The sequence below is a fragment of the Shinella sp. BE166 genome, from assembly GCF_051201095.1.
GTDB classification, from domain to species: domain Bacteria; phylum Pseudomonadota; class Alphaproteobacteria; order Rhizobiales; family Rhizobiaceae; genus Shinella; species Shinella lacus.
This window is the reverse complement of the sequence record NZ_JBPEHL010000021.1, coordinates 68,624-89,365: the sequence shown is the minus strand read 5'-3', so window position 1 is coordinate 89,365 and position 20,742 is coordinate 68,624. Positions and strand designations below refer to the sequence as shown.

Below are 20,742 nucleotides of genomic sequence, written 5' to 3'. Positions count from 1 at the left end.
AGGGAACGCCTCATGACACGCATCGATATCGGCAGGCTCACGCTCGTGCTCTGCCTTTCCGCAGCGGTTCTCACCGCCTGCGGCCGCAAGGGCGATCTCGACCTGCCGGGCGGCGCAAAACCGGTCGTGAAGACCATCGACGGCAAGAAGGTCGAGCAGGTCGAAGACAAGCCCTTCATCCTCGACCCCCTTCTCTGACGGATCAGACACGTGAACCATTTCGAGCATCGCGACGGCATCCTCTATGCGGAGGAGGTGCCCGTTCCGGACATCGCCAAGGCGGTCGGCACACCCTTCTACGTCTATTCGACGGCCACGCTGGAGCGCCACTACAAGGTCTTCTCCAAGGCCTTCGACGGCGTCGACGCCATGGTGTGCTACGCCATGAAGGCGAATTCGAACCAGGCGGTGCTGAAGACGCTCGCTAAGCTCGGCGCCGGCATCGACGTGGTCTCCGAAGGCGAACTACGCCGGGCGCTTACCGCGGGCGTTCCGGCGTCCCGCATCATGTTCTCCGGCGTCGGCAAGACGCCGCGCGAGATGGACCTGGCGCTTGAGGTCGGCATCTACTGCTTCAACGTCGAATCCGAGCCGGAACTCGAAATCCTCAATGCCCGCGCAGTTAAGGCCGGCAAGGTCGCCCACGTCTCCTTCCGCATCAATCCGGATGTCGACGCGCGCACCCATGCCAAGATCTCGACGGGCAAGAAGGAAAACAAGTTCGGCATTTCCTGGGAGCGCGCGCGCGCCGTCTACCGCCATGCGGCCAGCCTGCCCGGCATCCAGGTCACCGGCATCGACATGCATATCGGCAGCCAGATCACTGAGCTGCAACCCTTCGAAGACGCTTTCAAGCTGCTGCGCGAACTGGTCGATACGCTGCGCGCCGATGGCCACAGCATCGATCACGTCGATGTCGGCGGTGGTCTCGGCATTCCCTACAAGACCGACAACGCGCCGCCGCCGCTGCCGGATGCCTATGCGGAGATCGTCAAGAACCAGCTCAAGGGCCTGAACTGCAAGATCGTCACGGAGCCCGGACGCCTGATCGTCGGCAATGCCGGCATCCTGGTTACCGAGGTCATCTACGTGAAGGATGGCGGCGAGAAGACCTTCGTCATCGTCGATGCGGCGATGAACGATCTCATTCGCCCGACGCTCTACGAGGCCTGGCATGAGATCCAGCCGGTCGTTCTTTCCGCTGCAAGTGCGCCGCGCATTCGCGCGGATGTGGTCGGTCCGGTCTGCGAGACGGGCGATTATCTGGCACAGGACCGCGAAATGGTGCAGCCGAAGCCGGGCGATCTGATTGCCGTCGGCTCGGCCGGCGCCTATGGCGCGGTGCAGGCCGGAACCTACAACAGCCGTCTGCTGGTGCCGGAAGTGCTGGTCAACGGGGCCGAGTTCCACGTCGTGCGGCCGCGGCTTTCCTATGACGACCTGATCGGCCTCGACTCACTGCCGGACTGGCTCGCCTGAGAAAAACCCGCACGGGAACGTGATCACGTTTTTGCGCATGCCCTCGTCTTCGCCACAAAGCATGTTATCTTTTAACGGTGACAACCTGCGACGGAGAGCGGCGACCGATGGCGATTGACACGGAACGGCAGCGCGAGACGGCGGCGAGCGGCAATCCGCTGGCCCGTCGGCTTGCGGGCAAACGCTTTGCCGCCCGGACCATCCTCTACCTGGAAGCGCTCGCGCCACGCGTGCTGCCGATCCTGCTGCTTGTCGCCGGATTTCTGGCGCTGACCTGGTTCGGTTATTTCCGCCATGTGCCGGCCTGGCTGCATATCGCGACGCTCGCCGCCTTCGCGCTCGGACTCGTCGGCTTGCTCTTCCGCCTGCGCGGCATCGTCTGGCCGTCCGTCGACAATGCAGACCGCATGCTGGAGACGCGCAATGCGCTCGCCCACCAGGCAATCCGCGTGCAGGACGACAGGCCGGCGGGTGGCGATGCCTTTGCGCAGGCGCTCTGGCGCGAGCACCAGGCCCGCATGGCGCGCCTGATCGGTACGCTGCGCACCGGCGCTCCGGAGCCGGATATCGCGAGCCATGACCGCCACGCGCTGCGTGCCGTGCCGGTGCTTCTTCTCGCCATCGCCTTTGCCTTCTCCTATTCCAACCGCGGCGGCCTGCTTGCGGACGTCGTGTCGCTGCGTGCGCCGAGCGAATCGGCGCCGGATGTGCGCATCGATGCCTGGGTGACGCCGCCGGCGCATACGTCGCGCGCGCCCGTCTTCCTCACCGGCAACGGGCAGGGCCAGCCGAGCGAGGCGGCGAAGGGCGAAATCCGCATTCCGCAGTTCAGCGAGCTGACCGTGCGCGTCACGGGCGGCAGCGGCGACGAGCAGGTGAGCTATCAGGTGGCCGGCGAAACCGCGGCCACCGCCATCGAGGAAGAAAAGCCGAAGGACGAGAAGGCGGAAGGCGCGAAGACCGAAGCGAAGGTGCCGGTCGCGGTCGCCAATGGCGCCAAGACCCTGCATTACAAGATCCTGAAGGACGGCACGCTTTCGGTCGATGGGCGGACCTGGGCCTTTACGGTCATTCCGGACCGCGTGCCGGAAATCGCCTTCGATGGGATTCCGAAACAGACCGTTGCGGCGGCGCTGGAGATCAGCTTCATCGCCAAGGATGATTACGGCCTTCAGGAAGCCCATGCGGAGATCGTGCCCGTCGAGGCGCAGAAGGATGCCCGGCCGCTCTATCCGCTGCCGGAATATCGCCTCGACCTGCCGCGCCGCAGCGCGCGCGACGCCAAGGGCACGACGAGCCGCAACCTCTCCGAACATCCGCTCTCCGGCAAGCGCGTGAAGATCACGCTCGTCGCCAAGGATGCGGCGGGGCAGGAGGGCCGCAGCCAGCCGGTCGAGATGGTGCTGCCGGCAAAGAACTTCTTCGAGCCGCTCGCCGCCGCCGTCGCCGAACAGCGGCAGGTCTTTGCGCTCGATGCCAACCAGCTGCCCTATGCGATCGCGCTCAACGAGGCGCTGACCATGCGGCCGGAAGAGACGATCCCGAACCTCACCCATTACCTGCTGCTGCAATCGGCCGCTGCGCGCATGAAACTTTCACGCACGGACGACCAGATGCGCGAGACGGCGGATTATCTCTGGGAGATCGCGCTCGGCATCGAGGACGGCAATCTTTCGCTTGCGGATCGTCGCCTGCGCGAGGCGCAGAAGGCCTTGTCCGAGGCGTTGGAGCGCAATGCTCCCGACGAGGAGATCGCCGCGCTGATGAAGGAACTGCGCGAGGCGATGGAAGCCTATATGCAGGAGCTTGCCCGCCAGGCCGCCAAGAACGGCCAGATGCAGCAAAATGCCCAGCAGCAGGGCCAGATCCTGCGCCAGCAGGACTTGCAGCGCATGATGGACCAGATCGAGAATTTGGCGCGTTCCGGGGCGCGTGACCAGGCGCAGCAGATGTTGTCCGAACTTCAGCGCATGATGAACAACCTGCAGGCCGGCCGCCCTCAGCAAGGACAGCAGGGCCAGCAGAACGACGCCATGCGCCAGCAGATGGATAAGCTGGGCGAGCTGATGCAGAAACAGCAGCAGCTTATGGAGCAGACCTTCCAGCTCGACCAGGCCTTGCGGGACCGCCAGCAGCGCGGCGACCCGATGCCAGGCGAGGAAGGCGAGCAGCAACAGCAGCAGCAGCAGGGCGACAACGGCGCCGGCCAGCAGCCGACCGACCAGATGACGGCCGAACAGCTTCGCGAGGCGCTGAAGAAGCTTCAGGAGCAGCAGGATGCACTCGGCAAACAGCTCGGCGAGGTGCAGGAAGCGCTGAAGGGCATGGGTATGGAGCCGGGCGAAGGCTTTGGCCAGGCCGGGCGCGAGATGAAGGGTGCCTCGGAGGCACTTGGCGAAGGCCAGGGCGAATCGGCCGTCGGCAGTCAGGGCCGGGCGCTGGAAGCGTTGCGCCAGGGCGCGCAGAACATGATGAGCCAGATGCAGGCCATGGGGCAGGGCCAGGGTCAGGGACCCGGTGAAGGCATTCCGCAGGCCGGCCGCAACGGACGCGATCCGCTCGGCCGCGAGCGGCCCGTCAACGGGCAAGGCCCCGATTTCGGCGGTCCGACGAAGATCCCGGAAGAGATCGACATCCAGCGCGCGCGCGAAATCCTCGACGAGATCCGCCGCCGGCTCGGCACGGGGGCGGCGCCCGGTTTCGAGCGGGATTATCTGGAGCGGTTGCTCGGGATTCGGTGATTAGGCTGCCAAAGCCTGTGCGACAGCGCGGCGGATATCCGGCAGGCTGAAGGGCTTGCTCACCACGTCGACGATCTTCGAGGCAAGGTCGTCGGCGCGTTCGCGCTGTTCGGCATAACCCGTCATCAGCAGGATTTTGAGCGCCGGGTGGGCGGCGGCCGCTTTGTGGGCGAGCTCGATGCCGTCCATCACGGGCATGCGGATATCGGAGAGCAGCAGGTCGAAGCCGCCGGCCGTCAGGGCGTCGAGCCCGGCGGCGCCATCCGGCGCCTCGACGGTCTCATGGCCGTCCAGCCGCAAGGCGCGCGCGACGAAGACGCGCAGCGAATCCTCGTCTTCGGTGATCAGAATCTTCGCCATCGGTTCCCCTGTTCGGTCCGTTCGGTAATGAAAAGACCAGACTTTCCTTGTCGATCGGTAAACGGCGGCTGGCGGAATTTGCAGTCAGGCGTCCGCGTCGCCCGTCACGATGCCGACGAAAGGCAGTTCGCGGAAGGCGTAGGCCACGTCCATGCCATAGCCGACGACGAAATAATCCGGGCATTCGAAGCCGACATAGTCGGCCTCCAGATCGGTCTTGCGCTTCTCGCGCTTGTCGAGCAGCACGGCGATGGTGACGTTGCGCGCGCCGCGCTCGTACATCAGTTCCTTGGCGAAGGTGAGCGTGCGGCCGGATTCGAGGATGTCGTCGATCAAGAGGATATCGCGGCCGGTGACGTCCGAATCGATGTCCTTCACCACCTTCACGCCCTGCGAGACGGTGCCGGTGCCATAGCTCGACAACGTGATGAACTCGACTTCCGGCGCAAGGCCTGCCGCATGCAACGCGCGGGTCAGGTCGGCGGCGAAGATGAACGAGCCCTTGAGAACGGCGATGACGAGAAGGTCCTTCGTCGGGCCGCCGGCGATCTGGACCGCAAGCTCTTCGTTGCGCTTGGCGATCTGCCCGGCGTCATAGAGCGTTTCGATCTTTTTTCCGCGGACAATATGCATCGCGAGGGGGCTCCCTGGGTGGCGTCAAAGGAGCCGATTAGCACAGTCAGTTGACCGGTGCACCCTCGGGCACCAGGGAAACCGTGACTTTCGGCACTTTTCCGCCACCGTGCGGGATGCGCAGCGCGAAGTTTTCGCTGCCGCCGGCCGCGATCGTCTTGCCGTCGAGGGCGACGCGGCGCGGCGTTTCGCCCGCACCACCGACGAGAATGTCCACCGGCGGGGCGGCCTCCACGCCATCGCCGACATTCTCGACACGGCCATAGACGGACAGCACCTTCATGCCGTTCCGGTCGTCGACCGTCGCCGTGACGTCGGCGACGCGCAGCGCCGTGCCGGGCTCGCCTGTCGGAAGGGCCGCCTTCAGCGCCGAAAGGCCGCCGGCATAGGCGAAGACGAAGATGAAGCTTGCGGTGACGAGGCCGACAAAGGCGCGGCCGGAGAGAAGCTGTAGGCCCGCCTCGCACAGCCGGGCGCCTGCCGCGCCGGCGCGCACCAGCAGGTGGCGTGACGCGGGGCTCAGTGGCACGGGGCGAATCGGGCGGTGGTTGTCGTTGGAGGTGCGCGCCGGGCCGTTCCGGATGACGACGAAATCGACGTCGACCACTTCGCAGCGCGCCTGGGACCGCGGCTTCTTGGCAGGCGTCTTCGGTTCGGGCGGCAGGAGATCGATCCGGCCTTTTGCCTGTTGTCTCGCTCTGAAGGCGTTCATCGCGACCTCCCGCTTGGCCGGCTTTCCGCGCAAAGTCAGGGGCGAAAAGTCGGGCATTGAATGAAATCCTTACGAAACGTAAACCATACTGGTTAATGCTTCGGAAACCCGACCGTGAAAGAGCCGCTTTCCTGTGCGACCTGCGCTACGATAGCGAATCGCGGTTCAGGTAACCGCTTCTAGAACCGGATTGGCCATTGATTCATTTCGAGAATGTCGGACTGCGCTACGGGATGGGGCCGGAGATCCTCCGCGACCTGACCTTCGATATTCCGCGCCGGTCCTTCCAGTTCCTGACGGGGCCGTCCGGCGCCGGCAAGACGACGCTTTTGCGCCTGCTTTTCCTGTCGCTTCAGCCGACGCGCGGCATCATCCGCACCTTCGACCGCGAGATTTCGACGATCCCGCGCGACGAACTGCCGATGCTGCGCCGGCGCATCGGCATCGTCTTTCAGGATTTCCGTCTGCTCGATCACCTGACGACCTACGAGAATGTCGCGCTGCCGCTGCGCGTGCGCGGCAAGGAGGAATCGAGCTATCGCGCCGACGTGCTGGAACTCCTGAAATGGGTCGGCCTCGGCGAGCGAATCAATGTGCTGCCTGCGGTCCTGTCCGGCGGGGAAAAGCAGCGCGCGGCCATTGCGCGCGCGCTCATCGACCGGCCCGAGCTGCTGCTCGCCGACGAGCCGACCGGCAATGTCGATCCGCCGATGGCGCGCCGGCTCCTGAGCCTCTTCCTCGAATTGAACCGGCTCGGCACCGCCGTGGTGATCGCCACGCATGATCTGTCGCTGATGGACCAGGTGGACGAGGCGCGGCGCATGATCCTCTCGCAGGGACGGCTCGACATCTATGACTGACGCTCCCCAGGAGACCGCCCAGGACGCCCAGCCCGCCCGCCGGCTGGAAATGCGCGTGCGCCCGACCGCACCCATCGTGCCGCCGTCGAACGTCTCCGGCAACGCGCTGATGCTGGTCATTGCCATCATGGCCTTCCTCGCCTGCCTCACCTTCGGCGCTGTCAACATGGTGCGCGCCACCGCCGCGAGCTGGCAGAGCCAGATCTCCCGCGAGGTCACCATCCAGATCAAGCCGGACGACGCGCTCGACATGGAACAGGCGCTGAAGGACGTGCGCGACCTCGCGCTCACCTTCTCGGGCACCCGCGACGGCACCATCGTCGACAAGGCGGCGACGGCGCGCCTGCTCGAACCCTGGCTCGGCGAGGGCCTCAACATCGACGAGCTTCCGGTGCCCCGTCTCGTCATCGTCACCATCGACGAGCAAAGCCCGCCGGATTTCGCGGCAATGCGGGTGGCACTGGCGGAAAAGGTCCCAACGGCGTTTCTCGACGACCACCGCACCTGGGTGGATCGCCTCGTCGCCATGGCGCGCACGACCGCCTTCATCGGCACGGGCGTGCTGGTGCTGGTCTTTTCCGCCATGGTGCTGACCGTCGTCTTCGCGACGCGCGGGGCGCTTTCCGGCAACCGGCATATCGTCGAGGTGCTGCATTTCGTCGGCGCGGAGGCCGGCTTCGTCGCCTCCGAATTCCAGAAACATTTTTTGAAGATCAGCCTCAAGGGCTCGGTTGCCGGCGGCTTTCTCGCGGCCCTGTTCTTCGCGGTCGCCAGCTTCTGGCAGGGCCGCTCGATCGCCACGCCCCAGAGCGACCAGGCCACCGCGCTGTTCGGCACCTTTTCCATGGGGCTCACCGGCTATCTCGGCATTGCCGCGACGATTGTCGTCATCGCGGTGCTGACGACGCTGACGGCCCGCTTCACGGTGATGCGCACGATCCACGAAATCGACCTCATCCGCTCCGACCCGTCGCGAACCGACCAGCTGCCCGACCAATGACCGAGATGAGACGAACCATCGCCGCGAAGCGGACTATCGCTTGCCGCAATCCGGGTCTATGGACGGAATCATGAACGCGCTGGAACGGGCAAAACCGGGACTGCCGCAGGGCATCCGGTCTGACGGGGAGGGGCGGCGCCGACGCATGCGCCCAGCCCGGCTCGTCGTGCGTGTCGTCCTGGCGCTCATCCTGATCGCTGCTGTCGCCGGCATCGGCGGCTTCCTCTATTTCGCCGAGACGGTCGCGGCCCTCGATGCGCCGCGCGACCCGAAGGCCGACGCCATCGTGGTCTTGACCGGCGGCTACCAGCGCATCGACCGCGCAATCGGCCTGCTCAAGCAGGGGGCTGGCCAGCGGCTGCTGATTTCCGGCGTGAACCCCACGACGAGCGGCAACCAGATCCGCAAGCTCACGCAGAGCTCGTCCGCACTCTTCGAATGCTGCGTCGACATGGGCTACGAGGCGGTGGACACGATCGGCAATGCCAACGAGACGGCGCGCTGGATCAGCGACCACCAGTTCCGCCGGGTGCTCGTCGTCACCAACAACTACCACATGCCGCGCAGCCTGCTGGAGCTGAGGGTTGCCGATCCGCAGACGGATTTCATCGCCTATCCGGTGGTCAATTCCGACCTGAAGAACGGCAACTGGCTGCGCGAGCCCGGCGTCGTGAAGGCCATGCTGTCGGAATATCTGAAATACAGTGCCGCGCAGATCCGGGCCTTGGCGGGCGCGCGCAGCTGGTCCGGCCTTCGCGGCGACGTGGCGGGCCTTTCGGCGCACTGAGATCGCAGCGACGGGAGTTTCCCCGCCCGGCAATATCGTGTAGGGCGAAAGGACGCGTCCCCCTCACAGGCTGCCCGATGATCGTCCTTCGTTCCGTGCTTTTCAACACCGCCTTCTACATCAACCTCATCGTGCAGATGATCGTCATGACGCCGGCCTATTTCCTGCTGCCGCGCAAAAAGGCCTATGGCATCGCCAAGAACTGGGCGAGGAGCAACCACTGGCTCTTCGACAAGATCGTCGGCACGACCTTCGAGATCGAGGGCCTGGAGAACATCCCGACGGGCGGCTACATCTTCGCGCCGAAACACCAGTCGTTCTGGGATGCCTATGCGCTGCTGCCCTGGCTCGACGATCCCTTCTATATCCTCAAGCGCGAGCTGACCTGGATCCCGCTGTTCGGCTGGTATCTGAAGAAGCAGCGCATGGTGCCGGTCGATCGCAGCGCACGCGGCAAGGTCATGGCCGCCGTGATGGAACGCACCAAGGCGGAGATGAATTCCGGCCGGCAGCTCATCATCTATCCGGAAGGCACGCGCCGTCCGCCGGGCGCACCACCGGAATACAAATACGGCATCGCCCGGCTCTATCGCGATCTCCAGGTGCCGGTCGTGCCGGTCGTCATGCATCCGGGCCTGTTCTGGCCGCGGCGCAAGGCCATGCGCTATCCCGGCCACTTCAAAGTGCGCATCCTGCCGCCGATCGCGCCGGGCATGGATCCGGATGCCTTCCTCGCCCATCTCATCGACGTCATGGAAACGGCGAGCGACCGCCTGCTGATCGAGACCGCGGCGGCAAACCCGAGCCTGCCCCTGCCGCCGACCGCCGAGCAACGGCTGGCGGAATTGAAGGCGCACGCGGCGGCCTGATCAGGCCGGCAGGCGGGCGTGGAGATCGTCCGCAGCGCGGCCGACATCCTCCAGCCAATGGTCTCGGATGCCCATTTCGCGCAGATGCGCCAGCGTGTTGCGCACATAGTCGATGTTGCGGCCGGATTTTCCGACCGCCGCACTCACGGTCGAGGCTGCTTCTTCGACGGAGAGCGAGCCGGCATATTGCTGGTGGGCACGGTCGATGATGTAGGCGAGCGTCGTGATGCGGCGGCCTCCGCCGAGCATGGCCGAGAGCGTGCGCTCCTTGTAGACATGGGTCACCAGTTCGCGCTCGCGCAGGTAATCGACGACGGCGTCGCGGTTTTCGGGCGCGATGCGGAAGGCGACGCCGCGGCAGGAGCCGCCGTAATCGAGGCCGAGCACCAGGCCGGGCTTCTCTTCCGTGCCGCGGTGCACCCAGGAGCGCACGCAGAGCGACCGGCGGAAGCCGAAAAGATGGGCGGGCTGCCGCTCCTCGAATTCGAAGCCCGGGTTCCACATCAGCGATCCATAGCCAAAGACCCAGAATTCGTTCATATCCACCGTCACTTCTGCCGTTTCTCTAAAAGCCGCCGCAATTGCCGGCTTTGACGCCTTTGCGGCAAATCGCATCGCCACCATTGGAGAACAACATGGCATCGTCAAGCCACGCTGGCACGTCCGGCGTCTCGCGCAAACTCGTTCGGCTCGCCATTGCCGTCGTTCTCGTCGTCGCGCTCTATACGGGCGGATGGTTCTATGCCGCAAGCTGGCTGAAGGACACGCTGACGCAACAGCTCTCGGCGTCGGCCGCCGGTCTGCATTCCGCTTCCTGCAGCAATCTTGCCGTCCGTGGCTTTCCCTTCCGCATCGGCCTGTTCTGCGACACGGTCGGCATAGACGATCGCCCGACGGGCCTGTCGGCGACGTTCGGCGCGCTGCGCTCGGCCGCCCAGGTCTATCGTCCGGGCCATGCCGTCGTCGAGCTCGACGGGCCGGCGCAGGTGCGCGTCACGCCCGATCTCGTCTTCGATGCCGATTGGGACCTGCTGCGCGCCAGTGCCGTCGCCTGGACGAACGGGCTCGACCGCGCTTCCGTCGTCTATGACGGGTTGAAGGGTCGGCTCAACGTGCCGTCGGAAGCCGTGTCGATCGGCGTTGCCGCCGCGCATGGCGAGAAACATATCCGCCAGTCCGGCGAAGCGCTCGACGTTGCCGCCTCCTTCGATGCGCTGTCGCTCGATCTCGGCGACCGCGTGCTGCCGCCGCTCGACGTTACTGTCGACATGACGGTGGCCGATGCGGCGAAATGGATTTCCACCGAAGGCCCGCCGGCGGACGTGCCGCTCGGCGCGAGCGTGGAGCTGCGCCGCCTGTCGCTCGATCTCGGCGACGGCAAGGTCGCGGCACTCTCCGGCCCGCTCAAGGTGGGCGATGACGGTTATCTCTCTGGCACGCTCGATCTCGACATTGCCGGCATCACGGTCTGGCGCGACCGGATTTCCGAGGCGTTTCCGGAGATTGCCGAGACGGCGGCGCAGGTGGCGCAGGTCATCGAGGGCCTGTCGAAGGGCGGCGACCGGGCGGTGGTGAAGCTCAACGTCCAGGACGGGACGGTCTATCTCGGCCTCTTCCCGATCGCCTTCATCCCGCCGTTCTAACCCTTCTTATCAGCCACCGGACGCCCGAAGTTCGGCGCGGCGGTATCCTGGCCGGCATCGATGATCGAGCGGCGGATGGCGCGGGTGCGGGTGAAGAGGTCGAAGAGCTTTTCGCCGTCGCCCCAGCGGATGGCGCGCTGAAGATAGGCGAGGTCCTCGGAGAAGCGCGACAGCATTTCAAGGATCGCATCCTTGTTGTGCAGGCAGACGTCGCGCCACATGGTCGGGTCCGAGGCCGCCAGACGCGTGAAGTCGCGGAAACCGGAGGCGGAATATTTGATGACTTCCGATTCCGTCACCGTCTCCAGGTCGTCGGCCGTGCCGACGATGTTGTAGGCGATGATGTGCGGCAGGTGCGAGACGATGGCGAGTACCTTGTCGTGGTGCTCGGTGTCCATCTCGTCGACCTTGGAGCCGAGCGCCTCCCAGAAGGCGGCGAGCTTGCGCTTGGCGTCCTTGTCCGTGCCGTGCACCGGCGTCAGGATGCACCAGCGGCCCTGGAACAGTTCGGCGAAACCGGCGTCGGGGCCGGAATGTTCGGTGCCGGCGAGCGGATGGCCAGGGATGAAATGCACGTTCTTCGGAATATGCGGCAGCATCTGCGCCACCACCGAGGCCTTGGTGGAGCCGACATCGGTGACGATGGCGCCGGGCTTCAGGTGCGGCGCGATCTCCTCCGCCACCTTGCCCGAGGCGCCAACGGGCACCGAGACGACGATGAGGTCGGCGCCTTCGACGGCCTGGCCAGCATCGTGCACATAATCGGTGCCGAGATCGAGCTCACGGGCGCGGTCGAGCGTCTCCTGGCTGCGGCTGGAGATGGTGACGGTCTTTGCCAGCCCCTTGGCCTTCACAGCCCGGGCGATGGAGGAGCCGATGAGGCCGATGCCGATCAGCGTGATCTTGTCGAAATGTCCGTCCGTCATGTCCGCCGCCCTTCTTTGCCGCTCCGGCCCGGATTAACGGGCGGCTCAACGTTTGTCGAGGGGATCAGCGCGGCGCGCGCTCGCGCGTCGTCGGCACGCCCTGCGGCGCCAGCACCGGAACGAAGACGCGGCGCGAGGCGCGGGCGGCGACCGGCAGGCCCTGATAGAGCCGTTTCTGCGCTTCCACGATGATCACGCCGGAAAACATCGGCCAGAGCATGCGCCCCAGCCGTTCGAAGGCGCCGCGCAGTTTCTGCACGCTGCGCAGTTTCGAGGGCGGGAAGAACAGCGCCTCGGCGCTGGCGCCGGGCGTGAAATTGGTCTCGCGCAGCAGCGCCGTCAGCTGGCCGCGCGAATAGGGCCGGCCGGAACCGAAGGGCGTGTGCTCCATGCGCGCCCAGACACCGCGCCGGTTCGGCACGACGATGACGAGCCGCCCGCCCGGCGCCAGCACGCGCCAGAGCTCCTTCATGGTCTCGCGCGGGTTTTCCGCAAATTCCAGCGAATGCACCATCAGGATACGGTCGACGGCGGCATCCGGCAACGGCAGTTCCTCGTCGAAGACCAGCGCCGTGGAGGAGAGTTCGCTCGGCGGCCAGTTCACCGCGCCCTGGCCGGCCGGCATGAAGGCGAAGGTGCGCTCGGTATCGGCGCGGAAGCGTTCGAGATAGGGCACGGCATAACCGAGCCCGACCAGCCGCTCGTCCGGCAGCCGCGCCCAGAGCGAGGCGAGCGCCATGGCGATCGAATGATCGGCCAGGCGGCCAAGCGACGAGTGGTAGAATTCGCGGAGGTCGACGATATCGGCATGCATGGCCTGAATGTGAGCGATAGGCTGGTGGACTTCAAGGCCGATTGCCTTACATTCCCGCCGACCGCCCGACCGTTAGATGAGGATTGCGCCATGGCTTCGCTCGAACTCGAACTCTTTCCCTGCCGCAGCGACAATTTCGGCGTGCTGCTGCATGACCCGGCGACGGGCGCGACCGCGAGCATCGATGCGCCGGAGGAGCAGCCGATCCTCGACGCGCTGGCGCGCCGTGGCTGGACGCTCAGCCACATTTTCACGACCCACCACCACAACGACCATGTCGAGGCAAACCTGGCGCTGAAGGCGCGTTTTGGCGTGACGATCATCGGGCCGGCGCGCGAGGCGCCGCGCATTCCCGGCATCGACCAGAAGGTGGACGGCGGCGACAGCTTTGACTTCGCCGGCCGCCGCGTCGAGGTCATCCTGACGCCGGGCCATACGCTGGGGCATATCTGCTTCCACCTGCCGGAGGAAAAGCTGTTGTTTGCCGCCGATACGCTCTTTGCGCTCGGCTGCGGCAGGCTTTTTGAGGGCACGCCGGCGCAGATGTGGGACTCGCTGACAAAACTCGCTGCGCTCCCGGACGAGACGACCGTCTATTTCGGCCATGAATACACGCTGTCCAATGCGCGCTTCGCAAAGACCGTCGATCCGGAGAATGCGGCGCTCCTCGGCCGTGTTGCCGAGATTGAGGCACTGCGGGCAGAAGGCGCCTTCACGGCGCCCACGACGATCGGGCTGGAAAAGGCGACCAACCCGTTCCTGCGCGCCGCCGACCCGGCAATCCGCCGTCATCTCGGCCTGGAGACGGCCAGCGACGCCGAGGTCTTTGCCGAGGTCCGGGCGCGCAAGGATCGGTTCTGATGACGCCCGAGGAGATCATCGCCCGGCTCGGCATGGAGCGGCATCCGGAGGGCGGCTGGTATGTGCAGACCTTCAGGGATGCCGATGGCGGCGAGCGCGGGCATTCGACGGCGATCTACTACCTGCTGGAAAAGGGCGAGCGCTCGCACTGGCACCGGGTGAAGGATGCCGTCGAGATCTGGCACCACTATGCCGGCGGGCCGCTGGCGCTGTCGCTGAGCGACGGCAAGGCGCCGGCCGAAGTGCAGGTGCTCGGACCGGATCTTGCCGCGGGCGAGCGGCCGCAGCTCATCGTTCCGGCGAACTGGTGGCAGGCGGCCGAGCCGCTTGGCGACTGGACGCTGGTCGGCTGCACGGTCTCGCCCGGCTTCGTCTTCTCGTCTTTCGAAATGGCGCCGCCCGGCTGGGTGCCTGGTAGCTGAGCTCAGACCGGCGCCGTCGCGCGCCTTCGCAGGATCATGTCCTTGGCGGCCAGCACCGCGCCGCCCGTCACCAGCAGGCAGGCGAGGCCGATGCGCCAGGACGGTTCGGCGAACCCCGTGAGGATGAGCATGAAGGTCGAGAGCAGCGGCGCGGCATAGCTTGCGGCTCCCAGGATCTGGATGTCGCCGTTCTTGACGCCGAAATCCCAGGCATAGAAAGCGGCCCCCACCGGCAGCAGGCCGAGACCGGCAACGGCGAACCACTCGAAATTGCTTTGCGGCCAGACGGTGGTTTCCAGCATCACATGGCAAAGGAGCGACAGCAGCGAGGTGGCGAGGCAGAAGCCGGTCACCACATCGGTCGAGACGGCCTCGAAGCGGCGGGTGATCAGCGAATAACCCGCCCAGGTGAAGGCGCAGAGGAAGGCCGCGCCATAACCGACGAGATAGGTCTCGTCGAATGCAAAGCCGTTGCGGCCGACGATGAGGACCGTGCCGCCGAGGCCGAGCACGGCGCCGACGACATGGTTCCACTTCAGCGTTTCGCCCGGAAGCAGCGCCGAGCCGACGACGATCAATAGCGGCCAGAGATAGGCGATGAGGCCGGCTTCGACGGCCGGCGCGTTGCGCAGCGCCGTGAAATAGAGGAAGTGGTAGCCGAACAGGCCGAGAATGCCGGTGATCCAGACTTTTGCCGGCTGCCGCAGCAGTTTGACGCGCTCCGGCCTTGCGGCGAGCACGATGAGGCCGGGCAGGCTGCCGATCAGGAAGCAGATGGCGGAAAGCTGGAAGGGCGGCATCTTGCCCGAGGCGGCGGTAAAAAGCGCCAGCAGCGCCCACATGAGGATCGCCGAAAAGCCGATGAGGGTTGCACGCGTCTTCAAGGCCGATCACTCCCGCCGGTTTTCCGACGGGGCGCCGCGTCAGCCGCCGAAGCGCGTGGCCGAGACGGTGACAGGGCCGAGCTTGGTCGGAATCTGCACATAGACGGGAGCATATACATTCGCCCCCTCGGCCTTGGCAAACCAGATTTCCATCGTCTTCAGCTTGCGCAGATATTCCACGTCGTCACGGCCCTTCTTGTAGCCGGACTTGGGGATGAAGCGGATGCCGCAGACCACGACATCGCCTTCGAAGCCCTTGGTGGAATAGGGCTTGGTGCCCTTGGAGGTGAGCTTCAGGTCCATCCGGGATTCGCCGTCGAAGATCGGCAGCGTCTTCGGGCAGACCTTGCCGTCGTCGGACGGGATGATCAGGCCGGAGATCGGGTCCAGCACGGCGCGCATGTCGGCGCTGGAGACCGGCACCCAGTTCTTCGGCTTGCGGCGCGGCGGCGTCATGTTTGCGGTGATGACGTTGCCGTTGCGGAAGGTGACGTCGATGGCGCGGCTGCGCTTGCCGCTCTTGTAGGTCACGGAATAGTTGGTGGCGCGCAGCTTGTCGCGGCTGACCGTACCGGAGACCGAGGTCGTGCCCTTGGTGCTCGAAAAGATATCGGCGAGGCCAGCCGATTGCAGACTGCCGGAGATCGTGTAGCGGTTGCCCTGGAAGGCCGAGCGGAAGGTGGCGGTGGCGACCGGCAGGCCGGAAAGCCGTATGCTGTAGTCCGTGCGGTGCTCGATTTCAGCCGACGACAAGGGTGTCGCGCTGCCCGCAAGGGCAAGCGACATCAGTGCGCCAGCAATCCAACCCCGCCCGTTCATCCTTACGCTCTCCATTGAGACGCTCCGCCTAACCCGCCATTGCGGCGATTCTGCGCCGGTCAAAAAATCCCGATCGGCTTGCTATTGCCTGCAAATCATGAGCTTTGGCAACTGAATTCAAGCTGAACGGCAGGTTTGGCTTGACGGCTCCGCTCCGTGTGACTATAGAACCGCAACTTTCCAAAAAGGCCAGACGGACTGCGGCCGGTTTCGGTGCCGGAAACGTATTGTCCTGAACCAAGAAAAATAGGTGTACCATGTCCCGTAGTTGCGAATTGACCGGCAAGGGCGTCCAGTCGGGCAACAATGTGAGCCACGCAAACAACAAGACGAAGCGCAAGTTCCTGCCGAACCTGTGCAGTGTCACGCTGATTTCCGATGCCCTCGGCCAGCGTTACCGTCTTCGCGTTTCCGCTGCAGCGCTCCGCTCCGTCGAGCACCGCGGTGGCCTCGATGCCTTCCTGCTGAAGGCTGACGAGAACGAACTGTCGATGCGCGCCCGTCTGCTGCGCCGCCAGATCGCCAAGAAGACCGCAGCCGCTGCTGTCGCTGCCTGATATTTCAGGTTTTGCGTTGCGATGCTCTGATTGAGGCTTGACCGGTTCCGGGCAGGCCTCAACGCTTTGCGTTGCGTTAAATTGTCAGTCCTCCAACTGGTGGCATCACCCAGGATAAAAAAATGCTAGCGAACCGCATTACCCTTATCTACGTCCTCCTGATGACGGTCGTCGTCGTTGCCTCCAACGTGCTGGTGCAGTATCCGCTTTCCGGCGAACTGTTCGGCATCGCGCTCGGCGACCTCCTGACCTATGGCGCCTTCACCTATCCGGTCGCCTTCCTCATTACCGACCTCACGAACCGCCAGTTCGGCCCGCGCGTCGCGCGCCGCGTCGTCGCGGCCGGTTTTCTGGTCGCCGTGGTGTTTTCCTTCGCCGTCGCCTCGCCGCGCATCGCCATTGCGTCCGGCTCGGCCTTCCTGCTGGGCCAGCTCCTCGACATCTCCGTGTTCAACCAGCTGCGCCGGCAGGCCTGGTGGCGCGCGCCGCTGCTCGCCTCGGTGATCGGTTCGGTGCTCGATACGGTGATCTTCTTCTCCTTCGCCTTCGCGCCGGTCTTTTCGATCTTCGGCCCGAACGATGCCTTCGCGATCGAATGGGCGCCGGTGCTCGGCGTGCTGACCACGGACGCGCCGCGCTGGATCTCCTGGGCGCTCGGCGACTTCACGGTAAAGGTGCTGGTCGGCATCGTCATGCTGCTGCCCTATGGCGCGCTGATGAGCAAGCTGAAGCCGATGCCGGGCGTCGAAAAGACGGCTTGAGAAAATAAAGGGCTAGAGCCCAGCCGCGTCGTGGACGAGCTCACCCGTGAATCCACACGCGGCCCCATGATAGCTGAGACAACCGCTGCGCTCTTCGATCAAAAGTTTGCCGTCTTTTGAAAATACCAGACCGACTTCACAATAGCGTGCATTGACCCCCGATTGTTCCGCGTTCGGATCATAGGCTTCATTCTCGACGAAGAAGTTTCCTCCGGCACTATCGAGCTTCACCTCACCCTCAATGCCGCCGCCGCAGCCTGGAAGTCCATCCTCCTGCATGGGAACCACCGTCTCGATGGAGATCTTGTAGATATCGTCCTGCACATGCTTGAGATCGACCGTCAGATCGCCTTCACCCTTGCCGGACCATAGTCCCTCCAGCGGGTTTACGTCCTGCGCAAATGCGGGCAAGGCGGCCAGAGCAACGAGCGTGGCAATGATTGTAGATCTGTTCATGTAGCTTCCTTAATAAAGTACGCACAGATATTCCGGTGCAATTACAGCGGAGACACGACGGGATCGATCAGCAAATCGATCGATTCGCTCGCCGATTTTCATTCGTAAGACCATAACGTCAAGAGCGACGTGATTACAGAACGACCATCGTTATTAAGGGGCATCGGCGGTTTTGACTGGTATCAAGGAGGTGTAGCAAGGCGAGAGCCGGTTAAAACGCAGCTGGCGTGACGCTTCATTGCCCTTGGAGCAGGCGGAATTCCAGCATGAGGTTGCGCTGGAGAATGGAGTGGTTGTCGTCGGAGACGACGATGAGGCGGATGTCGTCCGGCGCCATCACCACCACGTCCAGCCCCTCCATATTGTCGATCTGGTGGCTGAGGTCGACGTCGATCAAAACCTCGCCATCGACCACCGCGCCGGGACGGATCTTCGTGCCGTCGATCCGCCGGATGCGCATGCCGACGCCATCGGAAAGGCGGAAGCGGCGCTCCAGCAGCAGGAGGTCGCCGTTCGGCAGGAAGGCGCCGTCGGTGATGTCCCAGGGGTCGTCGCGCTTCACGGTGAACAAGCCGGCAAGCGGGCCGTCGAGAATGGCGGCGAGCGCGTTGCCCTCGGCATCGAGGCTGCGCTCGGTGACCGTCACCGGTACGGCGCCGAGTGGCCCTGCCTCCGGCGACATCACGAGGGTCTCCATGCCGCGATTGCCGCGCAGCTCTTCGCGGGGGAAGGGCAGCGGCAGTTCGCGTGATGGCCGCGCTTCCATGAAGCCCGGGTCCGGATAGGCATCGATGCGATGCACGGACTCGAAGCTGACGAGCAGCTCGCCCTTGCCAATTGCCAAGCCCTCGGCATCCATCTGGTACTTGACGTTCTCGTCCTGGCCCTCGGCGTTGAACATCGAGCGCGTCTTGAGGTCGGCAAGGCCGCTCAGGCGACCTTCGGCATCGCGCTCGATGCGGCCGGTCAGCCAGTGCCCCGTGTCGAGCACGGCGACGAAGGATTGATGGTGCGCGCGAAAGCGGATCGCCGACACGGCGCCGAGCAGCGGATTGCTGGACGAATAGCTAAGGCCGCCGAGGAATTCGAGTTTGCCGAAGGTGCGCGTGTCGGAGCCGAGCGCGAATTGCGAGAAGGCGCGGTTGACGACCGGCAGGTCGATGATTTGAGCTGTCGCCGGTTGCGCCAGGATAAGCGCGACGGAGAGCGTGAGGCAACGCAACAGGCGCCGGTGCGCCGTCGGCTCAGCCCGCACGGCGGCGGCCGGCGGGGCGTCGGCTGGTGGCCTCGTCGGCGAAGAGCGAGGCGAGCTGTTCGGTCATCGCGCCCGCCAGTTCGTCCGCATCGACGATGGTGACGGCGCGGCGATAGTAGCGGGTGACGTCATGGCCGATGCCGATGGCGAGAAGCTCGACGGGCGAGCGCGTCTCGATCTGTTCGATGACCGCGCGCAGGTGCCGTTCGAGATAGTTGCCGGGGTTCACCGAGAGCGTCGAATCATCGACCGGCGCGCCGTCCGAGATCATCATCAGGATGCGGCGCTGCTCGGGGCGGGCGAGCAGGCGGTCGTGCGCCCAGATCAGCGCCTCGCCGTCGATGTTTTCCTTGAGCAGGCCCTCGCGCATCATCAGGCCGAGATTGCGCCGTGCACGCCGCCAGGGGGCATCCGCCGCCTTGTAGATGATGTGGCGCAGGTCGTTGAGGCGGCCCGGTGCCTGCGGCTTGCCGCTGCCGAGCCATTTTTCGCGCGACTGGCCGCCCTTCCACGCCTTGGTGGTGAAGCCGAGGATTTCGACCTTCACGCCGCAGCGTTCCAGCGTGCGGGCGAGAATATCGGCGCACGTGGCGGCAACCGTGATCGGCCGGCCGCGCATCGAGCCGGAATTGTCGATGAGCAGCGTCACGACCGTATCGCGGAAGGTCGTGTCCTTCTCGCGCTTGAAGGAGAGCGGCTGCATCGGATCGATGATGATGCGTTGCAGGCGGGCGCTGTCGAGGTAACCCTCTTCGAGGTCGAATTCCCAGGCGCGGTTCTGCTGCGCCATCAGGCGGCGTTGCAGGCGGTTCGCCAGGCGACCGACGGCGCCTTGCAGATGGGCGAGCTGCTTGTCGAGGAAGGCGCGCAGGCGATCGAGTTCCGCCTCGTCGCAGAGCTCTTCCGCGGTGATCGTCTCGTCGAATTCCTGCGTGAAGACCGTGTAGTCGACCTTCTCGTTGAAATCCGTGAAGGGATGGTTTGGGCGGCGCACTTCGCCGGGCGTCTCGGTGTCGTCGCCGTCGTCGTCGACAAGGTCGTCGTCGGAGATTTCCGCGCCGTCCATCTCGCCTTCGTCCATCTGCTCGTCGGACGTCTCGTTCTCGTCGGCCGGCGCCGAATCGTCGCCGGCATCTTCCTGGCTGTCGTTGTCTTCCTGCTCGTCGCTGCGCGGCTGGTTCTCGTCCTCGGGCGTTTCGGAATCGTCCGGCTCGGTCTCGTCGTCACCGTATTGCTCGGCGACATTCATCGAGGCGAGCATATTGCGCACGACGCGGGAGAAGGCCTGCTGGTCGTTGATCGTGGCGGAAAGGCCGTCCATGTCCCTGGCGGCCTTGTCCTCGATGAAATCGCGCCAAAGGTCGAGCACCTTGCCCGCGGAGGCCGGCGGCGCCTGGCCCGTCAGCTTTTCGCGCACGATGAGGGCCACGGCCTCTTCGAGCGGCGCATCGGCCTGGCGGGTGATCGCGGAAAAATTCGCCTTGGCGTATTTCTCCGTCAGCATGGTGGTGAGGTTCTGCGCCATGCCATGCATGCGGTTGGAACCGATCGCCTCGACGCGGGCCTGCTCGACGGCGTCGAAGATGGCGCGGGCGTCGGCACCCTGCGGCGACATGGTGGCGTGGATGCGGGCGTCGTGGCAGGCCTTGCGCAGCGCCATCGAATCGCCGAGGCCGCGGGTGATGGCGACTTCGGCAGGCGTCGGGCGCTTGGTCAGTTCCGGCAGGCGGATGCGCTCGCCGGTCATGCCTGGCCGCTCGTTGGCGAAGGTGACCTCCACCTCCGCATCGCCGGAGACGGCGCGAACACAGCCCGTCACCGCGCGGCGGAACGGCTCCATGTCGACCACGCCGCCGGGCCTCGGCTTCGAATTGTCTCCGCGAGCAGCCATGAGATTCCTACC

At 65.1% G+C, this 20,742-nt stretch carries 23 protein-coding genes; 12 read left to right on the top strand and 11 right to left on the bottom strand.

The window, feature by feature from the left end; all coding sequences use genetic code 11:
- Nucleotides 1–12: 12 nt before the first annotated feature.
- The 3 genes from lptM (at nucleotide 13) to J2Y63_RS31345 (ending at nucleotide 4,220) form a co-directional block, all read left to right on the top strand.
- Nucleotides 13–198, top strand: coding sequence for an LPS translocon maturation chaperone LptM (lptM, locus tag J2Y63_RS31355; protein WP_319324196.1), 186 nt, complete (start codon nucleotides 13–15; stop codon nucleotides 196–198).
- Nucleotides 199–210: 12 nt separating this feature from the next.
- Nucleotides 211–1,479, top strand: coding sequence for a diaminopimelate decarboxylase (gene lysA, locus J2Y63_RS31350; protein ID WP_435269219.1), 1,269 nt, complete (start codon nucleotides 211–213; stop codon nucleotides 1,477–1,479).
- Nucleotides 1,480–1,586: 107 nt separating this feature from the next.
- Nucleotides 1,587–4,220, top strand: coding sequence for a TIGR02302 family protein (locus J2Y63_RS31345; RefSeq protein WP_435269218.1), 2,634 nt, complete (start codon nucleotides 1,587–1,589; stop codon nucleotides 4,218–4,220).
- Here the strand turns inward: J2Y63_RS31345 and J2Y63_RS31340 are convergent, their stop codons facing one another.
- From J2Y63_RS31340 to J2Y63_RS31330, 3 genes are all read right to left on the bottom strand, one after another.
- Nucleotides 4,221–4,580 carry a response regulator gene (locus J2Y63_RS31340; RefSeq protein ID WP_319324192.1) on the bottom strand — a complete coding sequence of 120 codons (360 nt, stop codon included), beginning with the start codon at nucleotides 4,578–4,580 and terminating at the stop codon, nucleotides 4,221–4,223.
- Nucleotides 4,581–4,664: 84 nt separating this feature from the next.
- Nucleotides 4,665–5,213, bottom strand: coding sequence for a hypoxanthine phosphoribosyltransferase (gene hpt / locus J2Y63_RS31335; protein ID WP_256121408.1), 549 nt, complete (start codon nucleotides 5,211–5,213; stop codon nucleotides 4,665–4,667).
- Nucleotides 5,214–5,259: 46 nt separating this feature from the next.
- Nucleotides 5,260–5,925 carry a hypothetical protein gene (locus J2Y63_RS31330; protein ID WP_435269217.1) on the bottom strand — a complete coding sequence of 222 codons (666 nt, stop codon included), beginning with the start codon at nucleotides 5,923–5,925 and terminating at the stop codon, nucleotides 5,260–5,262.
- A 197-nt stretch (nucleotides 5,926–6,122) separates the two neighbouring features.
- Between J2Y63_RS31330 and ftsE the strand changes: the two genes are divergently transcribed.
- The 4 genes from ftsE to J2Y63_RS31310 all read left to right on the top strand — a co-directional run bounded on the left by ftsE (nucleotide 6,123) and on the right by J2Y63_RS31310 (nucleotide 9,441).
- The gene (ftsE, locus tag J2Y63_RS31325; RefSeq protein WP_256121406.1) at nucleotides 6,123–6,785 is read left to right on the top strand and encodes a cell division ATP-binding protein FtsE; all 663 of its coding nucleotides are present in this window, start codon (nucleotides 6,123–6,125) and stop codon (nucleotides 6,783–6,785) included.
- Entirely contained in the window at nucleotides 6,778–7,785 is a 1,008-nt protein-coding gene (locus J2Y63_RS31320; RefSeq protein WP_435269216.1) for a cell division protein FtsX, read from the top strand. Before ftsE ends, J2Y63_RS31320 begins: the two co-directional genes overlap by 8 nt.
- Before the next feature lie 145 nt (nucleotides 7,786–7,930).
- Nucleotides 7,931–8,572 (top strand): YdcF family protein, encoded by a 642-nt coding sequence (locus J2Y63_RS31315; RefSeq protein WP_435269227.1) that lies wholly within the window; start codon nucleotides 7,931–7,933, stop codon nucleotides 8,570–8,572.
- Between the two features lie 77 nt (nucleotides 8,573–8,649).
- A complete protein-coding gene (locus J2Y63_RS31310; RefSeq protein WP_435269215.1) occupies nucleotides 8,650–9,441 on the top strand; it encodes a lysophospholipid acyltransferase family protein in 792 nt (263 codons plus the stop codon).
- Here J2Y63_RS31310 and J2Y63_RS31305 read toward each other — a convergent pair whose 3' ends face one another.
- Nucleotides 9,442–9,993, bottom strand: a complete 552-nt coding sequence (locus tag J2Y63_RS31305) for a gamma-glutamylcyclotransferase (RefSeq protein WP_435269214.1) — start codon at nucleotides 9,991–9,993, stop codon at nucleotides 9,442–9,444. It abuts the gene before it with no gap.
- A gap of 83 nt (nucleotides 9,994–10,076) precedes the next feature.
- Here J2Y63_RS31305 and J2Y63_RS31300 point away from each other — a divergent pair, with 83 nt between their 5' ends.
- Nucleotides 10,077–11,084 (top strand): DUF2125 domain-containing protein, encoded by a 1,008-nt coding sequence (locus J2Y63_RS31300; RefSeq protein WP_435269213.1) that lies wholly within the window; start codon nucleotides 10,077–10,079, stop codon nucleotides 11,082–11,084.
- Here J2Y63_RS31300 and J2Y63_RS31295 read toward each other — a convergent pair.
- Both J2Y63_RS31295 and J2Y63_RS31290 read right to left on the bottom strand, forming a co-directional pair.
- Complete coding sequence (locus J2Y63_RS31295) at nucleotides 11,081–12,010, bottom strand: prephenate/arogenate dehydrogenase family protein (protein WP_435269212.1); 930 nt, start codon at nucleotides 12,008–12,010, stop codon at nucleotides 11,081–11,083. The two genes, J2Y63_RS31300 and J2Y63_RS31295, sit on opposite strands and share 4 nt — an antisense overlap.
- A gap of 64 nt (nucleotides 12,011–12,074) precedes the next feature.
- Nucleotides 12,075–12,824 carry a class I SAM-dependent methyltransferase gene (locus J2Y63_RS31290; protein ID WP_256121401.1) on the bottom strand — a complete coding sequence of 250 codons (750 nt, stop codon included), beginning with the start codon at nucleotides 12,822–12,824 and terminating at the stop codon, nucleotides 12,075–12,077.
- Between the two features lie 90 nt (nucleotides 12,825–12,914).
- Between J2Y63_RS31290 and gloB the strand changes: the two genes are divergently transcribed.
- Nucleotides 12,915–13,685: a hydroxyacylglutathione hydrolase gene (gene gloB / locus J2Y63_RS31285; RefSeq protein WP_435269211.1), complete on the top strand. Its 771-nt coding sequence runs from the start codon at nucleotides 12,915–12,917 to the stop codon at nucleotides 13,683–13,685.
- Nucleotides 13,685–14,107 carry a cupin domain-containing protein gene (locus J2Y63_RS31280; RefSeq protein ID WP_435269210.1) on the top strand — a complete coding sequence of 141 codons (423 nt, stop codon included), beginning with the start codon at nucleotides 13,685–13,687 and terminating at the stop codon, nucleotides 14,105–14,107. Before gloB ends, J2Y63_RS31280 begins: the two co-directional genes overlap by 1 nt.
- A 2-nt stretch (nucleotides 14,108–14,109) precedes the next feature.
- Here the strand turns inward: J2Y63_RS31280 and yddG are convergent, their stop codons facing one another.
- Nucleotides 14,110–14,991, bottom strand: coding sequence for an aromatic amino acid exporter YddG (yddG, locus tag J2Y63_RS31275; protein ID WP_435269209.1), 882 nt, complete (start codon nucleotides 14,989–14,991; stop codon nucleotides 14,110–14,112).
- A gap of 39 nt (nucleotides 14,992–15,030) precedes the next feature.
- Nucleotides 15,031–15,810 (bottom strand): DUF3108 domain-containing protein, encoded by a 780-nt coding sequence (locus J2Y63_RS31270; protein WP_256121396.1) that lies wholly within the window; start codon nucleotides 15,808–15,810, stop codon nucleotides 15,031–15,033.
- Between the two features lie 257 nt (nucleotides 15,811–16,067).
- Between J2Y63_RS31270 and rpmB the strand changes: the two genes are divergently transcribed.
- Complete coding sequence (rpmB, locus tag J2Y63_RS31265; protein ID WP_256121395.1) at nucleotides 16,068–16,367, top strand: 50S ribosomal protein L28; 300 nt, start codon at nucleotides 16,068–16,070, stop codon at nucleotides 16,365–16,367.
- A 122-nt stretch (nucleotides 16,368–16,489) separates the two neighbouring features.
- Complete coding sequence (locus J2Y63_RS31260) at nucleotides 16,490–17,128, top strand: VUT family protein (protein WP_256121394.1); 639 nt, start codon at nucleotides 16,490–16,492, stop codon at nucleotides 17,126–17,128.
- A 12-nt stretch (nucleotides 17,129–17,140) separates the two neighbouring features.
- On the opposite strand, the gene J2Y63_RS31255 is transcribed toward J2Y63_RS31260, so the two are convergent.
- The 3 genes from J2Y63_RS31255 to cobT all read right to left on the bottom strand — a co-directional run bounded on the left by J2Y63_RS31255 (nucleotide 17,141) and on the right by cobT (nucleotide 20,730).
- Complete coding sequence (locus tag J2Y63_RS31255; protein WP_435269208.1) at nucleotides 17,141–17,584, bottom strand: hypothetical protein; 444 nt, start codon at nucleotides 17,582–17,584, stop codon at nucleotides 17,141–17,143.
- Between the two features lie 235 nt (nucleotides 17,585–17,819).
- Nucleotides 17,820–18,839: an esterase-like activity of phytase family protein gene (locus J2Y63_RS31250; protein ID WP_435269207.1), complete on the bottom strand. Its 1,020-nt coding sequence runs from the start codon at nucleotides 18,837–18,839 to the stop codon at nucleotides 17,820–17,822.
- Entirely contained in the window at nucleotides 18,829–20,730 is a 1,902-nt protein-coding gene (cobT, locus tag J2Y63_RS31245; protein WP_256121391.1) for a cobaltochelatase subunit CobT, read from the bottom strand. Before cobT ends, J2Y63_RS31250 begins: the two co-directional genes overlap by 11 nt.
- Nucleotides 20,731–20,742 lie beyond the last annotated feature (12 nt).

What these genes read in the sequence shown, in the direction of transcription:
- J2Y63_RS31270 (WP_256121396.1), bottom strand. Translation starts at nt 15,810, where the DNA reads ATGAACGGGCGGGGTTGGATTGCTGGCGCACTGATGTCGCTTGCCCTT.
- J2Y63_RS31290 (WP_256121401.1), bottom strand. Translation starts at nt 12,824, where the DNA reads ATGCATGCCGATATCGTCGACCTCCGCGAATTCTACCACTCGTCGCTT.
- J2Y63_RS31295 (WP_435269212.1), bottom strand. Translation starts at nt 12,010, where the DNA reads ATGACGGACGGACATTTCGACAAGATCACGCTGATCGGCATCGGCCTC.
- J2Y63_RS31315 (WP_435269227.1), top strand. Translation starts at nt 7,931, where the DNA reads ATGCGCCCAGCCCGGCTCGTCGTGCGTGTCGTCCTGGCGCTCATCCTG.
- J2Y63_RS31280 (WP_435269210.1), top strand. Translation starts at nt 13,685, where the DNA reads ATGACGCCCGAGGAGATCATCGCCCGGCTCGGCATGGAGCGGCATCCG.
- J2Y63_RS31320 (WP_435269216.1), top strand. Translation starts at nt 6,778, where the DNA reads ATGACTGACGCTCCCCAGGAGACCGCCCAGGACGCCCAGCCCGCCCGC.
- J2Y63_RS31330 (WP_435269217.1), bottom strand. Translation starts at nt 5,925, where the DNA reads ATGAACGCCTTCAGAGCGAGACAACAGGCAAAAGGCCGGATCGATCTC.
- hpt (WP_256121408.1), bottom strand. Translation starts at nt 5,213, where the DNA reads ATGCATATTGTCCGCGGAAAAAAGATCGAAACGCTCTATGACGCCGGG.
- cobT (WP_256121391.1), bottom strand. Translation starts at nt 20,730, where the DNA reads ATGGCTGCTCGCGGAGACAATTCGAAGCCGAGGCCCGGCGGCGTGGTC.
- J2Y63_RS31345 (WP_435269218.1), top strand. Translation starts at nt 1,587, where the DNA reads ATGGCGATTGACACGGAACGGCAGCGCGAGACGGCGGCGAGCGGCAAT.
- J2Y63_RS31340 (WP_319324192.1), bottom strand. Translation starts at nt 4,580, where the DNA reads ATGGCGAAGATTCTGATCACCGAAGACGAGGATTCGCTGCGCGTCTTC.
- J2Y63_RS31310 (WP_435269215.1), top strand. Translation starts at nt 8,650, where the DNA reads ATGATCGTCCTTCGTTCCGTGCTTTTCAACACCGCCTTCTACATCAAC.
- J2Y63_RS31300 (WP_435269213.1), top strand. Translation starts at nt 10,077, where the DNA reads ATGGCATCGTCAAGCCACGCTGGCACGTCCGGCGTCTCGCGCAAACTC.
- gloB (WP_435269211.1), top strand. Translation starts at nt 12,915, where the DNA reads ATGGCTTCGCTCGAACTCGAACTCTTTCCCTGCCGCAGCGACAATTTC.
- rpmB (WP_256121395.1), top strand. Translation starts at nt 16,068, where the DNA reads ATGTCCCGTAGTTGCGAATTGACCGGCAAGGGCGTCCAGTCGGGCAAC.
- J2Y63_RS31255 (WP_435269208.1), bottom strand. Translation starts at nt 17,584, where the DNA reads ATGAACAGATCTACAATCATTGCCACGCTCGTTGCTCTGGCCGCCTTG.
- J2Y63_RS31260 (WP_256121394.1), top strand. Translation starts at nt 16,490, where the DNA reads ATGCTAGCGAACCGCATTACCCTTATCTACGTCCTCCTGATGACGGTC.
- lptM (WP_319324196.1), top strand. Translation starts at nt 13, where the DNA reads ATGACACGCATCGATATCGGCAGGCTCACGCTCGTGCTCTGCCTTTCC.